General features: G+C 47.3%; 12 protein-coding genes. 5 read left to right on the top strand and 7 right to left on the bottom strand.

Annotated features, from left to right (window positions below; all coding sequences use genetic code 11):
• The first annotated feature begins 78 nt into the window (after nt 1–78).
• The 5 genes from K9W43_06495 to K9W43_06475 all read left to right on the top strand — a co-directional run bounded on the left by K9W43_06495 (nt 79) and on the right by K9W43_06475 (nt 4,701).
• Nucleotides 79–1,146, top strand: a complete 1,068-nt coding sequence (locus K9W43_06495) for a site-specific DNA-methyltransferase (GenBank protein ID MCF2136879.1) — start codon at nt 79–81, stop codon at nt 1,144–1,146.
• Nucleotides 1,147–1,336: 190 nt separating this feature from the next.
• Nucleotides 1,337–2,527, top strand: a complete 1,191-nt coding sequence (locus tag K9W43_06490) for a cation diffusion facilitator family transporter (GenBank protein MCF2136878.1) — start codon at nt 1,337–1,339, stop codon at nt 2,525–2,527.
• Between the two features lie 129 nt (nt 2,528–2,656).
• Nucleotides 2,657–3,181, top strand: coding sequence for a hypothetical protein (locus tag K9W43_06485; protein MCF2136877.1), 525 nt, complete (start codon nt 2,657–2,659; stop codon nt 3,179–3,181).
• Between the two features lie 219 nt (nt 3,182–3,400).
• Nucleotides 3,401–3,841 (top strand): hypothetical protein, encoded by a 441-nt coding sequence (locus tag K9W43_06480; protein MCF2136876.1) that lies wholly within the window; start codon nt 3,401–3,403, stop codon nt 3,839–3,841.
• Between the two features lie 218 nt (nt 3,842–4,059).
• Nucleotides 4,060–4,701 (top strand): HEAT repeat domain-containing protein, encoded by a 642-nt coding sequence (locus K9W43_06475; GenBank protein MCF2136875.1) that lies wholly within the window; start codon nt 4,060–4,062, stop codon nt 4,699–4,701.
• Here K9W43_06475 and K9W43_06470 read toward each other — a convergent pair whose 3' ends face one another.
• The 7 genes from K9W43_06470 to K9W43_06440 form a co-directional block, all read right to left on the bottom strand.
• Nucleotides 4,702–5,442, bottom strand: a complete 741-nt coding sequence (locus K9W43_06470; GenBank protein ID MCF2136874.1) for a succinate dehydrogenase/fumarate reductase iron-sulfur subunit — start codon at nt 5,440–5,442, stop codon at nt 4,702–4,704. It abuts the gene before it with no gap.
• A complete protein-coding gene (locus tag K9W43_06465; protein ID MCF2136873.1) occupies nt 5,442–7,118 on the bottom strand; it encodes an FAD-dependent oxidoreductase in 1,677 nt (558 codons plus the stop codon). The genes K9W43_06470 and K9W43_06465 overlap by 1 nt, the downstream gene beginning before the upstream one ends.
• A gap of 749 nt (nt 7,119–7,867) precedes the next feature.
• Complete coding sequence (locus K9W43_06460) at nt 7,868–8,644, bottom strand: hypothetical protein (GenBank protein ID MCF2136872.1); 777 nt, start codon at nt 8,642–8,644, stop codon at nt 7,868–7,870.
• A 167-nt stretch (nt 8,645–8,811) separates the two neighbouring features.
• Nucleotides 8,812–9,957, bottom strand: coding sequence for a hypothetical protein (locus tag K9W43_06455; GenBank protein MCF2136871.1), 1,146 nt, complete (start codon nt 9,955–9,957; stop codon nt 8,812–8,814).
• A 331-nt stretch (nt 9,958–10,288) separates the two neighbouring features.
• Nucleotides 10,289–11,674 carry a class II fumarate hydratase gene (locus K9W43_06450; GenBank protein MCF2136870.1) on the bottom strand — a complete coding sequence of 462 codons (1,386 nt, stop codon included), beginning with the start codon at nt 11,672–11,674 and terminating at the stop codon, nt 10,289–10,291.
• 29 nt (nt 11,675–11,703) lie between these two features.
• Nucleotides 11,704–12,567 (bottom strand): thiamine pyrophosphate-dependent enzyme, encoded by an 864-nt coding sequence (locus tag K9W43_06445; GenBank protein MCF2136869.1) that lies wholly within the window; start codon nt 12,565–12,567, stop codon nt 11,704–11,706.
• On the bottom strand, nt 12,567–14,282 hold the full coding sequence (locus K9W43_06440; GenBank protein ID MCF2136868.1) for a 2-oxoacid:acceptor oxidoreductase subunit alpha: 1,716 nt from the start codon (nt 14,280–14,282) through the stop codon (nt 12,567–12,569). The genes K9W43_06445 and K9W43_06440 overlap by 1 nt, the downstream gene beginning before the upstream one ends.
• Nucleotides 14,283–14,467: the final 185 nt, after the last annotated feature.

Here is a 14,467-nt window from a genome sequence, read left to right as displayed (position 1 = left end):
AATACACATTGGGAATGGCCCTTAATATTAGTAACTGGTAACGAAAATCATAAGTATGTGCTCTCATCCAAGTGTACTATGAGTGAGTGGAAGAATATCATCATCCATGATGATTGTCTCAATCCATTAGAGGGGCAACTCAAAGAATTACAAGGACAGGTTCGCACAATATACATTGATCCGCCATTTTTCTCGGGGACTGATTACACACTCAAGAGCCTGCACGGTGGGAGCGGGACCGCAGCACCGAATCTACATGAAGTCGAAACCTACAGCGATAAGTGGAAAGGCGGATTGGACGAGTATCTGGAATTCCTGCGGGTTCGCATCAGATTAATGCGAAATCTCCTCTCTGAGAACGGTAGCCTCTGGCTGCATCTTGACACACGGACAAGCCACTACGCAAAAGTGATGATGGACAAAATATTCGGCCAGTCTAATTTTGTCAATGAAATCATCTGGAGAAGAACTAACAGCCCAAAGGCACAGAGCACAGGTTTCGGTACTCAGCATGACGTGATTCTCCTCTACGCAAAAGACGCCTCGAAATTCAAGGTCAAACCAATCTATAGGAAACATGATGAGAAATCGATGAAACCTTATCGCTATAGAGATGAGCGTGGCCAGTTCAGACTCATCGAGATCGAGGCCCATGGAATTCAGCGAGGCGCAGGTCGCAAGCAATTCGAGTGGCGTGGGCGCGTAGCACCGTATCTGTACAAGAAAGAAACGCTGGATAAATGGTGGAGAGAAGGTTTCATCTACACAAGCAAGAATGGACGATATTCGAAAAAACAATATTTGCACGATACAAAAGGAGTACTTGTTTCGGACTTGTGGTTGGACATTCCGCCTCTTCAAGGGGGATCTGAGGAGTTTACAGGCTTCCTGACCCAAAAACCCCTCGCACTATTGAAAAGGGTTATCGAATGCTCTTCTGAAGGGGGCGATCTTGTTGCCGACTTTTTTGCAGGATCAGGGACAACAGCAGTAGCAGCGCAACGACTGAACCGTCGTTGGATTGCCTGTGACAAATCACCAGTAGCCCTCAATCTCCTGCTGAAACGACTCGGTTTAGAAACAGATGATTTGGAAAAAGCGGGTGTGAAAATAATAGGGAAGCAGGTCCAGAGGTGTGAATCCTAAAAGAAGACAGCATATCCTCATATGTGACCACTATCATGCATAAGACAACTTACAACGCAATTCCTTCATCATACATGTAACAACCTTCAAGAGCAAGTACGCCATCACTTAGAAGAACAATGATCAGGAAAATCCTGCCGGCCACGATCCACTTCGCTTCAAAAAAGGCGAAACTGTAGCAAAGAGTTCGATACTTGCTATGGTAATGCTGACGATTGTAAAGGGGACAGTAGGAACTACATATCATAGTATGGCTCTAGTTGCGGATGCGTCGAATTCACTATCGGATATTTTAGCCTCGACGCTCATCCTGTCAGGACTCAGACTCGCAGGAAGAACTCCCAATGAACGATTTCCATATGGATATTATCGGGGTGAAACCGTTGCCTCTCTCTTTGTTGCAATCATGATAATACTATCTGGATTTGAAATCATTCACGAGAGTATAAATAAATTAATCGCACCGGAGCCAATCATTGTTTCCGTCATCCCTCTTCTTGCTGCAGCCCTCTCGGCTGTGACCTATTTCCTCCTGTCACGGTATAAGCTGAGCGTAGGGAAGGCAATAAGAAGCCAGAGCCTTATTGCGGACGCAACTCACTCAATGGTTGATGTATACGCAGGCATCATGGTGTTTATTGGAGTTGCCTTCTCAACACAGGGATTGACAATAATCGAAGTATTTGTGGCACTTGGCCTTGGTATATATATTATCATTCAGGGAGGCGGATTGGCCAAGGATGCAATTATGTCACTGATGGATGCAGGAACCAGTCCCGAACTCATCATAGAAGTTCATGAGATCGCATCAGAAATAGAAGGTATTGTGGATGTTCATGATATCCGAGTTCGAAGAGCAGGACCAGTTTATTTTGCGGACATGCATCTTGTCGTTAGAAGAGATCTGTCCATTGATGAGGCCCACGAGCTATCGGACATTCTTGAAAAACGACTGCGCAAGAAAATATCAGATTTAGAGTCAGTCACCATCCATGTGGAGCCTGATGGCCGTGTGAGAAAGAAACTGGTCATCCCGGTAGATACCGCGGACGGAGCGAGGGCTCATGTGCAGCGACACTTTGGAAAGACGCGATATTTTTGTATTGTTGATCTTGATGCGACAGAAGTCAATGGGATGCATTTTATTGAGAATCCAGCATATGAGGCCGAAAAGAAAAAGGGGCCATTGGCTCTCGGTGTTCTAAGTAGAGAAGGAGTCACAGCTGTTACGGTCGATAATATTGGAGAGGGCCCGCTTGCTCTACTCAGAGGAAAGTACATCACTGTTTATTCTCTTCCTGAAAATGCAGCGGTTGTAGCAGATGTAGTGAGAGCCTATCGTGAAGGACAACTGTTGACTTTGAAAACAACTACAGAATAGAATTATCAGAAAATAGCGAATAGTCCGTTTCCAAATATATACTAAGAACTATTATACAGTATTTCTCAGACCTTTGCCTCCAAGAACGTAGACGTTCTGAAAATCTCCTTACCCCAAGGTGACAGTATTATGAGTGAAGAATTCAAAAAAATGCTAGAATCTCTAAGCTACGAAAACGGCGTGATAAAGCAAGGTGATGGACGTGTCTATTTGGCATCAGTACCTTGGCTTGCAGGCCTACAAAAAAGAATGGAAGAAACCATTGGACCAGATGGGACCTATGCCGTCATATATGATGCCTCTGCATCCGGAGGCAAAATCTTGGGAAAGGTTCTTGCAAAGCAATACGCCGGACTCTCACCTGAGGATCAAATACGAACATACTTCAAAATTGCAACTCTCAGGGGCATTGGCGACTTGTCAGTCACTGAAATATCTCTGGATCCAGTGCGGATTGTAGTCAGATATGATAACAGCTATAACACAGGTCTGTACTCTGGAGAGACCGAAGGCAAGTGCTATCTTCTTTCCGGCTTTTCAACAATAATCCAGTCACTATTAGAAACCCACGGAATAAACAAGAATTTGTTTCAAGAAGAAACCATGTGTGTTGCCATGGGGCATGATCACTGCGAAGTAGTAATCCATGAATAGACAAGTAGGAATACCGCAACACCGACATGTGCAGGGCAACAACCTGCACATTTCTCAACCAAAGAAGATTTTTAGAGTGTATTACGGCAGTAGAAGTTTTTTTATCGATAACGTGTAATAAAGAATCAGAGGAGATGCAAAATGGAAGAGGGATCCTCAGATTCGAAGAGCAATCGCGTTTTGTATATTATTGGGCTTATTATTTTTATGACGTGCGCGTTGACTCCAGCAATAGTACTGCCCACAAGCGCCTATGGAGGGGGCACAACCTCAATACAGTTCATAATGTTTGCACTGCTATGGACGTATAATTCAAATCCGTGGACATCGGATGCAAAATTCCAATTCCTCAATCCATCATATATGATCACGTCGTTTCCCTTCACACTGCCAATGCTCATCTTCGCATACGGAGTAGTGCGCTATATTCAAAACAGAATTTCTTTTGCCAAGTTTATTGGCTCTGCAATACTGAGTATAATTATACCATTAATAACAGCTGTCATATATTTCATCATCGTCATGACAACGGGGGGGATTGGCTATGCTGGCCCCGTACCAATCCACATTATCATAGGCCTGCTTCTCGTAAAAAAAGGAAAACAACCAGAGATCACACCTTGGGATGGCGAGGAGGAGAGCCCATGGTGGGAAGAGTGAATCCGACCTAATTGAAATCAAGTGGCACCTTGAACCAAAAGGACCAGTGCCTGAAAAGATAATGACAAACACAAGAGGCATAGACGCCAATATAATACTTTTGAATTTATTTTACCTAGGACAACGAAGAACAAGATCGAGAGTGAGAACGACGATTACTACGAAGTAGTACAATAAACAAGGAATCAATAATAGAAGAGCCAAGGTGTATAGTATCTATGCCTAGCACAAAGTGGAACTATTTTATGGAGAATTTTTTCGGTGATCCATATATGATGTGGCATGATGGGATCGATCCGAAAGCGGTCACATACCTCGAAGGGGAAGAACGCAAAAAGGCCGAGGAGATGCTCATACAGTCCTTACGTGAAGGAAGTAAGTATGCTGCAATGGGTCTAAGAGAGCTGAGATCACAGAGAGCAGTACCGGTCTTAAAGGAAGTTCTCAAGAGTGCGATTGGTGACCTAAAGGTACAGGTATGTATTGCGCTGAATGAGATAGAAGAAACCACCACATATGTAGATGGAATCATTGAGGTGCTTCTGCAATCAGGAGTATGGAGCGAGCAGATCGAAGCGGCAATAAGTCTTCGAAGATATAATACACCAGAGGTCATCAGAGCTCTGTTCACGGCAGTGTCAGACCCAGAGTATCTTGTTAGAAATCATGCGTCTGAGTCATTATTGGCATTGCATGGCTTTACACCAGACATCTCTTCTCACGAGAAGATCTTTGCAGAGATCATACCATCGGTTGAAGATGGAGTGCCTGAAGAGGAATGCAAGAGACATTATGAACGTGCAGCCAAGATGCTTGTTGACCTCTTCGAGTTTTCCCCACTGATCGACAATATCAAGTAACTATGATGAACCGCTCTGTTTGATCCTGCGAATTGCGCCACCAGGAGCAACATCCTTCGGGCAGACACGAACACAGTTCATCACAAGGTCACACAGTGGTGCCCCATTGGGAGCAAGAGCAGCCTGAAGATAACGCTCGCGTTCCTCAATTCTTGTATCCTGATAGAATCGCCAGGACTTGGCCAATGCAGCAGGACCAAGATACTCCTTGTGCTCCGCATTGACCGGACAAGAACCATAGCAGAGACCACAAAGTATGCAGTTGACGTAGCGATCAATGAGTTTGCGTTCTTCAGGACTCTGCTTTCGTGGCTCAGTACCTTCCTTCGGAACAACCCATAACTCCAGCTGCTTTAGCGCATCAAAAAAGGGAGCCATGTCTACAATCAGATCTTTGAGGATAGGAAGATTTGGGAGAGGTTCAACGAGGACTTCGGACTCAGGGTTCCAACCAAGAGGGGCTTCTGTCAGAGCAAGGAAAGGTTTCAGTTTCACCTTGGTATCAGCAAGCTCAAGAATCTGCGTTCGGCAAGCTAGCCGGGGAACCTTATTGATGAGCATGGCGCAGCTACCACACACAGCTCCACGACAGGAATATCGAAAGGATAGGCTTGGATCCATATAGTTTTGGATTTGGAACAGTGCATCTAAGACAGTCATACCTTTTTTCACATCGACCTTGTAGAGATCGTAGTGCGAAATTTTTTCACCACTACGGCTTCGTGCAACTCGGAATAACACTAGTAACTCCTCTCCTTCACTTCGAATTTGCCAAGATTGACATCCTTGTAACTGACCGAGAACGTGTCATCAGTCTTTGTGATCAATGTATGTTTCAAGAACCGCTCATCATCACGATGCGGAAAGTCGAGTCGCCAATGAGCACCTCTGCTCTCTTCACGAGAGAGTGCACCCAAGATTATAGACTCGGCGAGATCAAGCATGTTGCGTAATTCCAAAGTCCGGACAAGTGCATAGTTGAAGCGCTCATCACTCCGACCCAGACTGACATTTACAAACCGCTTCTTGACGACACGGATCTCTCTTAACGCGGTCTCAAGCTCTTTTTTGGTCCGGAACACCCCCACCATCTCGTCCATAACATGTTGCATAATCTCTCTTAACTGTGCGGGGGTCTCACCGCGATCATGCATGAGCAGGTGCTGTAGATCCTGTCGCACCGTGAATGCGGCCTCATCAACCGGAGCCGCTTGTGGCTTTGGAGCCGCTTCGAGATACTTGGAAACAGCTTGCCCAACTAGGCGACCAAATACTAACGTCTCAAGTAGAGAGTTACCTCCAAGACGATTTGCTCCGTGAACGCTCATACAGGCGGCCTCTCCAACTGCATACAGACCCTTCAGTACGGTCTCGCCATGAACATTACAGTCAATGCCGCCCATAGAGTAGTGCTGCCCCGGAAGCACAGGGATAGGTTCCTCAATGGGATCGATTCCTGCAAAGTGCATGCAGATCTCCCGGATACCCGGCAGTCGCTCCTTGATCTTTTCTGCACCCAAGTGCCGTAGATCCAGATGGACATATTGACCCTCAAAGCCACGCCCTTCCAAGACCTCAGTCCTGATGGCACGGGCCACAATATCACGCGGTGCCAGTTCCATCTTATCCGGAGCATACCGCTTCATGAACCGTTCATTGTCCTTATTGAGAAGATACCCTCCTTCTCCACGTGCTCCTTCAGTGATCAGGATACTTGAACCGTACAGAGTAGTCGGATGGAACTGCACGAACTCCATGTCCTTGAGCGGCACACCAGCTCGAAGAGCAATGGCACAACCATCACCAGTATTGATCAGAGCGTTGGTCGAGTGGCCATAGACTCTACCGAAACCACCAGTAGCAATGACGACAGCACGAGCTGCGAATCCGTGAATCGCTCCTGTGGCAATATCAAGCGCCGTGACTCCACCAATTCGATCACCTTGACGTACGAGAGATGTCACAAACCATTCATCGAAAAACTGTACACCATGACGCAGTGCTTGTTCATAGGTCGTATGAAGAAGATTATGTCCCGTCCGATCAGCAGCATAGCATGTTCGCGGAAAGGCTGCGCCACCAAAGGGTCGCTGTGCGATCTTTCCATCTTCGGTCCGTGAAAAGGCGGTCCCCCACCGTTCATTCTCAATAACTGCAAGAGGTGCGTTCTTGGTGAGGACCTCGACAACATCTTGATCCGCAAGATAGTCAGATCCCTTCACAGTGTCAAATGCATGTGACTCCCAGGAATCGTTCTCGCTCATGGCCGCATTAATGCCACCTTGCGCGGCTACAGAATGAGAGCGAAGGGGATGGACCTTTGAGAGAACTGCCACCTCATAGTGCTCAGCAAGTTCGATGGCCACTCTCAGTCCAGAGAGACCAGCACCCACAACGATTGCATCATACTCGTACAATTACTCATTCAACTCCAAAGCGTATCGCATAACATATTTTGTAAAGCATCATTCCTTAAGGAGATTTTTGAGTCATGGGTTCTGTGTGAAAAGTCAGGAAATTAGTGGTTAAACTACGTATGAACACCATTTTGTATCTGTATCCATGACTCTTCAAGACCCATCCTGCCTTAAACGATTTATACAGGGGACGTTTCATACAGCCCTCATATCTGTGAACAATCGGTGATTGTACGTTAGACTTTCTTGAACAGTAGGTCCAGCGTCCGCCCACCAACGGCAGTGGGCACTAACTACCTCACCATCATAGCGAAGGCCATTCGTGAGATATGGCCGGATGTTATGTAAACTCCTATCGTCTTGTCCAGGAATGCCCAAGTCTTCAGCGGCTGCTGGCAACCCTTGAAGAGAAGAGGAGGAACTGATGGATATGACTGCTGACCAACATGTTCAAAGTTCATCCCCTATACCTAAAAAAGGATAGATTCTCAGTGTTCAAAGCAAAGGTGCAGTCAGACGAAGAACAGTCAATGCTGAGAATGAAAAGCTAATTGCTAGACCACATTCTATCGTGGGGCGGGTATGGCTCCTTATACCTTCACCTCTATCGCTACTGAAACTGAAACTGAATATGAGATGGATAGATGGATAGATGGATGGATGGATGGATGGATGGATAGACCGCTCCGATACTATTGATGAGCTGAATGAAATGAGTTGTATCAGACACGAACTGCTACGATAGAGATCTATGTTTGGGACTGTTGTGCTGCAGCAGCAGCAGCAGTAGCATGGTATTCTGCAATTGCTCTTGCGACCACTTGTTCACTCTTGCGCAGTAGTACCAGTCCCAACACCAGCGAGACCATGATCACCCACAGTGCCGTGATGTTCAGGAGTAGGTTTGGATCTGGAAAATACTCCCGCCCCACCAAAACGTCCAGGGCATAGAGAATTGGCCCATCAAGAAGGAGAAACATGATGATTGGCAATGCAATCAGCTGCAGATGCAAAGATGATGTGCGCATATCATCACCCAATTTCCCTGTCTTGAACAGGTCACGGTACTTCGGGTCAACGATGCGCGTGGAGAAATAAGTCAGAGAGCCTACAGAGAAGACACACAATGTTACGATTGCTATGAGATAGAGAAGTGCAGACACCAGAGGCAGGGTTGGAATAGCATAGAGCGGATGCGCTCTAATATAGAGCACCCAGATGAACGTCCATGGAAGGCATATCACCATACCCAACACAATGAATGGCATTGAGAGTTTCTTCACATAGCCCAGAAAGACTTCTAGGGATGGGAGGTCGCCTCTGCTCTTCATAAGATCGAGAGTGGCCAAGATAGCAATATTCAGTAGACCTGGAAGATATACCAGTATCAGCACGTACGTGAGGACCGGCTCACCGTATCCAAGTAGGCCCAGACCATAACCAAATGCGCTAACTCCGAGAATGAACCCCCAGAAGACTTTCTTGTAATAAGTCATGGCCTTAAACGAGAGTGCCTTCACCACCATTCCAACCACCCCTAGACTAGGCTAGCTCACTGCAGAATGGACTCGGACCGACCAGCCCTCCTCTTGACTCTCCTCACGTTCAGCTGATATGTCTCTTGGTTGTCTCAAATCAATCATCAACCCAATCACATCCATTCATTCGTCTATTATATGTGTCTTAGCTTTATCTAGCCAACCTCAGGATCTGGGTCCACCCAGTCATTGTAGAGATTCAGCATGATGGGCGCCAGTGCAAGAAGAATCACTGCCAGTTTGTAGACGGTGCTAGTTCCAGCACTACCGGCTAGCTCAGCAATGAACTCACCAATACTGGCGATAAGGATGACACCATAGGCCAACCGCTCCCATAATGGCAATATACCTAACCAAGCGTATAACGTCTCCATGAATACTCCTGCAATCTCCACCAGACCGGAGACGATACGTACTGCCGCAGTCACTACGTCAATCGCACCAAAGAAGAGGTACAGAAGTGTGTCTGCAATTTCTACCACTCCGGTACCCATGAAATTTGTGCACAGCATTACGACGAGTCTCTCAAGAGTTGAATAGCCACTGACCGGAGCAGTCTCCATTGCGTATATGTTTAACAACTTTCCAAGTATCACAAGTACAGAGATCGCAGTCCAGTAGGCTTCTTCCACCTCCGACAAGTAGAGGAACAACGGTTGCTCTGTGCCAACTGCTATTCTTGCAGCTCTTGCTAGTGCTTGTCTTATTATTAGGTTGATTCCTTCATCTGCTACTGCTAGTACATCCACAGTCCCTCGAACACGGTCTCTTGCTGAGGTCGATGGAGCACCGCGGTTTTGAGATGTAGATGAAAGGTAAAAATAGGAGGCCAAGATACCACCGATGACCGCATCAACAACTGTGTTGAACGTTAAGACCTTTGAAGAAGAACGCGTGTACGCACGAACAGCCTCAGAATCACAGGCAAGAACAAGATCAAGACCGGGATGTACATCAAGAACTCTTCCAAACGACCGCCAGGGAATAATGCCCGTGCCAGCTAGAATCCCGTCCTCCGAGCCATGGGACACCCAGACGACTCGTCCCACAGTTCGATGGATGGTCAGAGCATACTCTAACGACCCATACTCCACCACCTGCACATACGGATCATTCTCCCTGATTGTCTGAACCGCAGTACTCACCGCACGATCATGATGCATGACCACCACCACATCCGAGACTACTGGTGCCGAGAGCGGCATGACCCACAATGGTGATAACACTGCGATCACAAGCAGCACAGTGCGTAGTTTCACAAGAGCACGTCTATGACGACCGACCGACCGACCGACCGACATAGTTCAACTCGTGCACCTAGTGCACGACCCACTAGCCCCATTTCACTCATGAGAATTCCTTCCTCAATCGCTCAATAGACCAAATACGTATAAACTTTCGGGCACTTCTGAGCTTTGTGTGGAATCACAGAAGAGGGAGGCCATTGTACCACGACTTTTGGGACTCCTCCAGTTTTATCTTCTCCGCTCATCCCGGCTCTGTGTGAAAAGTCAGTGAAATAGTGATTATGAGAAGTATGAACACCATTTTGTATCTGTATCCATGACTCTTCAGGACCCATCCTGACTTGAACGCTCTATATGTCTATGGACTTTTCATACAGCTCCCGAGTCATACCATCTCTGTGGGATCAAGTAAGTCATCAATATTCTCAATCTCCAAGCCCATCTCGCTAACGACTTGCCGAATCGTCTTTCCGGTCCGAAGGGCTTCCTTGGCCACCTCGGCCGCCTTATCATAGCCAATGACTGGGGCCAGCCGAGTCACAAACATCAGACTCCGATCAAGCATCTCCTTCATTCGAGTAGTATTTGCTTGCAACTCAAGAAGACATCTGTCAGCAAACGAGCGTTGAGAATTCCCCAGGATATCGATAGACTCCAGTATGGAGGTGATTATCAACGGTTTTGTAACATTGAGATCAAGCATGCTTCCAAAACCTTCGGCCAATGCAATAGTCGCATCATTTCCCATCACTCGCAGACAGACCTGAATCATTGACTCGGCCTGTGTGGGATTGATTTTCCCAGGCATAATTGAGGAACCTGGCTCATTTGCAGGTAGATGCAGTTCGCCCAGACCGGCTCTTGGACCGGATCCCATCCACCGAATGTCATTGGCCATCTTTAGGCAAGCAAGAGCCATTGCACGCAACGCTCCACTCAGTCGGACAAAGAGGTTGTGCGAGGCGATAGCTGCGGCCTTCATTGAACTGGTCCTGATCGGGAGCTGTGTGATCTTTTGAAGATGTTTCACGACACTCTCAGCAAAGCCGGGTGCCGCGTTAAGACCAGTTCCCAAGATCGTGCCGCCAATAGGAACATGTGCAAGGTCATCACGAATCGTCTGTATGTCACTGAGAGCAGCAAAGATATGATGTCGGTACACTTCAAACTCCAGAGAGAGGGGGATAGGTACTGCATCTTGTAGATGCGTTCGCCCCACCTTGATGACTCCGGTGAATTCCCGAATCTTCTGATCGAGAACATCAAGCAGGTGCTCAGTCGCAGGAAATAGATGGTCGGATAATTGTACAAGCACGGCAAGATGCATGGCCGTAGGTATCACATCATTCGAAGACTGGCCCATGTTCACATGGTCATTTGGATGAACCGGGCTCTTGGTCCCAAGAGGCTGCCCAAGAAGCTCATTGGCACGATTAGCAATGACCTCATTCATGTTCATATTAGTCTGAGTCCCAGAACCAGTCTGGAACACATCGACTGGAAATTGCGTGAGAAATCGTTTCTCCACGATAATATCATCTAATGCCTGCAATATGGCATTGCCACGTTCAGCATCAAGACTTTTCAATTCCATATTGGCTAGAGCGCAGGCCTTCTTGACTCGTGCCAGAGAGAGAATAAACGTCTCCGGCATGGTCTGATCACTGATCTGAAAGTTGCCAATAGCTCGTTGAGTCGTCGCACCCCAGTAAGCATCTTGGGGAATCTCGACTTCGCCAAGAGAGTCTGATTCTTTTCGTCGCTTTTTCAAACTGGCCATTCCTCCCAAGTTGATTCCAACTAGAGAATCTGATCATCAATTAGTGCCTGCAGTCGGCTCCTATCAGTCACATGATCCTTGAGAGGGACATCAGGCAAAGACAGCCCGTCAATAAGAAGAGGAGCCTCTGTACGATAGAAGATCCCAATTGGAATCTTCCCATTATACTCGAATGCCTTCTGAAGCGCGAGACCTCGATCTGTGGGATCGTGACCGGCCTCTTCAAGAGAGTATGTCCGCTCATTGAAGTAGCGCCAAGTGAGTTTACGATTCCATGTGACACAGGGTTGCAGAATATCAACGACCGCAAATCCTCGATGAGTAATGGCCGCCTTCATGAGCTCAACCAGCATCTTCTGATCACCAGAGTAGCCCCGTGCAACGAATGTAGCACCTGCTACAATTGCGTGAGCGACCCCGTTGACAGGTTCCATTGGGGAACCAGGAGGCGGAGGCGAAGTCTTTGAGATGTAACCTCGTGGAGCAGCAGGCGAGAACTGGCCCTTGGTTAGAGCATTGACACCGTTGTTATGAATGAAGACTGCGAGATCAACATTGCGTCGGGCCGCATGTATGAAGTGTCCCATGCCCTCACCGAGACAGTCACCATCTCCCGTATGCACAAGAACATGAAGATCTTTGTTTGCCATGTGTAGCCCTGTTGCTACAGGAATTGGTCTTCCGTGTAGAGTATGAAACGAGTTCAGGTTGATATAATGCGGGATCTTTCCAGAGCAACCGATTCCCGAGACCAACACGTAGTCCTCATGAGAAATGTCTAATTCCACGATTGCTTTCTTTAACGCGGCAAGGATCCCGTAGTTCCCACAACCCGTACACCATGTGATCTTTTGTGGTCCTTCAAGGGCTTCAACTGTGATCATTAGATACCAACCTCCTTCAACTGTAAGATGACCCATCTCGGCGTCATCGGCCTCCCGTCAAATTTGGTAATATATCCATCAAACTTCAGACCGGTCTCCATAGTCACTAGCTTGGCGAACTGTGATGTGGCATTATGCTCAATGGAGATGACACGTTCAGCCGAGGTAAACACATCCTTCAGAAGCTTCGTACGAAGCGGATAGATGTCCGTAAAGTGAAGATGGCCAATAGAAACCCCTTCGTGTTCTAGATGTTCAATCGCCTCACGGACCGCACCCCACGGAGACCCCCAAGTGACTACCACTGTCTTGGTTGTCTTTGCCCCATAGAGGTCAGGAGGCTTCAGTGCATCTTTAATGGCGGTGATTTTCCGGAGAAACTTTTGCACCATTGCATTTCGAATTGCCGGGTCCTCAGTGATGTGCCCATCTTCGAGGTGACTGTTACCAGAAGACACAATGAATCTGCCACGATCGCCCGGAAAAGCACGTGGAGAGATACCATCATCGGTTAATCGATATCTCATGTAAGGATCGTCCAACCTATCGGCTGCAAGTTTCCCCCGGTCGATCTCCACGTTGGTCACATCAATTCGTGGAACATTCATGACTGAATCCGCGAGGTACTGGTCGCCAAGAATGATGACGGGGACTTGGAATCGTTCCGCAAGATTGAACGATCGCGTCACGACATCAAAAGCATCCAGAGGGTCTCGGGGTGCAAGTACGATCCGTGGAAATTCGCCCTGACTTGCAAATATTGTGAAGAGAAGATCAGACTGCTCGGTACGCGTCGGAAGTCCCGTGCTCGGTCCCGGACGCTGAGCATTGTAAATGACAACAGGGGTCTCCGTCATTCCTGCCAGACCCAACGCCTCAACCATGAGAGAGAAACCGCCACCGGAAGTGGTCACCATAGATCGCACACCACCATAGGAGGCCCCAATGGCCATTGCAAGAGAGGCCAGCTCGTCTTCTGTCTGAAGTGTACCTATCTTGAGATCGTTCGCGTGAGAAACTATCTCAATGAACGCAGAAGTTGAAGGGCTCATGGGGTATGATGAGACCCATTTGACATTAGCTGCCATCGCACCATAAGCGATCGCTTGGTTTCCATTGATAATGAGCCTATTCTCAGACGGGATACTGTCGATCATACTGAGATTATGGCGACAAGAACCGCTGAATGTCTCCTCTGTTAGGTCGTATAGAGATCTTGCTACACGAACATTGGCCTCAACTATCTTCTCCCCCTTTTTGCCAAAGATCTCTGTGAGAACTTGCTCAGCCAAAGAGAACGGAAAACGAATTACTGAGAGGAGCGCACCTAGTGCAGCGGCATTTGTCATTCGTGTCGAGCCGCCGACCTCTCTTGCCTTCTTGGACAAGGGAGCTGGATAGTGACACTCTTCAAGGGCATCAAAATCGAACCGATCATCAAAGATGATGATGCCACCCTCAACCAACTGGTCACGCTTGGCCGAGATCGCATCTTTAGAGAGCGCCACAATTAGATCAATGTCATCCACTGAACAATGAACAGGATTGTCAGCCACCCGAATTTGAGTGAAGTTGTACCCACCTCGAATCCGTGACTCAAAATCCTTGACCGTGAAGATGTAAAAGCCAGTCTTAACAAAGACCTTTGTAAGCAGGTCACCTATTGTGTCAATTCCTTGTCCGGCCATACCACCAATATTTATCGAGAGATCCATCCAGCAACCACCTTAACAAATTACAATACGTAACATCTTCACCGCTGTCATTATTGATTGTTTGGGTATGGTGTCCCACCGAATAATAAATAATATATTACGCTTTGGTGCCATGCCCCAATATTTTTAAGCGAATTGCGGGGTCGAAGTCCATGTACAGTTTTGTTGTTAACGACAGGACCTAT

This window comes from Candidatus Thorarchaeota archaeon, from assembly GCA_021498125.1.
Classification (GTDB): domain Archaea; phylum Asgardarchaeota; class Thorarchaeia; order Thorarchaeales; family Thorarchaeaceae; genus B65-G9.
Note: the sequence above shows the minus strand (reverse complement) of the source record. Positions and strands in the feature narration are given on the sequence as shown.

Coding starts and splice junctions, on each gene's coding strand:
- K9W43_06455 (MCF2136871.1), bottom strand. CDS start 9,957: ATGTCGGTCGGTCGGTCGGTCGGTCGTCATAGACGTGCTCTTGTGAAA.
- K9W43_06440 (MCF2136868.1), bottom strand. CDS start 14,282: ATGGATCTCTCGATAAATATTGGTGGTATGGCCGGACAAGGAATTGAC.
- K9W43_06445 (MCF2136869.1), bottom strand. CDS start 12,567: ATGATCACAGTTGAAGCCCTTGAAGGACCACAAAAGATCACATGGTGT.
- K9W43_06460 (MCF2136872.1), bottom strand. CDS start 8,644: ATGGTGGTGAAGGCACTCTCGTTTAAGGCCATGACTTATTACAAGAAA.
- K9W43_06485 (MCF2136877.1), top strand. CDS start 2,657: ATGAGTGAAGAATTCAAAAAAATGCTAGAATCTCTAAGCTACGAAAAC.
- K9W43_06475 (MCF2136875.1), top strand. CDS start 4,060: ATGCCTAGCACAAAGTGGAACTATTTTATGGAGAATTTTTTCGGTGAT.
- K9W43_06495 (MCF2136879.1), top strand. CDS start 79: ATGAGTGAGTGGAAGAATATCATCATCCATGATGATTGTCTCAATCCA.